General features: G+C 52.1%; 1 rRNA gene. It reads left to right on the top strand.

Features of this window, described 5'->3' with window-relative positions:
- Nucleotides 1–20 precede the first annotated feature (20 nt).
- Nucleotides 21–560, top strand: a 23S ribosomal RNA gene (locus tag OGW16_RS02050); the annotation flags it as partial.

The raw sequence follows: 560 nt of genomic DNA, 5'->3' as shown, positions 1-560 counted from the left end.
GAAACATCTTCGGGTTGTGAGGTTAAGCGACTAAGCGTACACGGTGGATGCCCTGGCAGTCAGAGGCGATGAAGGACGTGCTAATCTGCGATAAGCGTCGGTAAGGTGATATGAACCGTTATAACCGGCGATTTCCGAATGGGGAAACCCAGTGTGATCCGTCACACTATCATTACGTGAATACATAGCGTAATGAAGCGAACCGGGGGAACTGAAACATCTAAGTACCCCGAGGAAAAGAAATCAACCGAGATTCCCCCAGTAGCGGCGAGCGAACGGGGAGCAGCCCAGAGTCTGAATCAGCATGTGTGTTAGTGGAACGGTCTGGAAAGTCCGGCGATACAGGGTGATAGCCCCGTACACAAAAGTGCATGTGTTGTGAACTCGAAGAGTAGGGCGGGACACGTGGTATCCTGTCTGAATATGGGGGGACCATCCTCCAAGGCTAAATACTCCTGACTGACCGATAGTGAACCAGTACCGTGAGGGAAAGGCGAAAAGAACCCCGGCGAGGGGAGTGAAAAAGAACCTGAAACCGTGTACGTACAAGCAGTGGGAGC

The sequence above is a fragment of the Citrobacter sp. Ce104 genome, assembly GCF_030334595.1.
Lineage (GTDB): Bacteria > Pseudomonadota > Gammaproteobacteria > Enterobacterales > Enterobacteriaceae > Citrobacter > Citrobacter europaeus.
The sequence above is the reverse complement of the archived record's forward strand: the minus strand, read 5'-3'. Positions and strand labels throughout refer to the sequence as shown.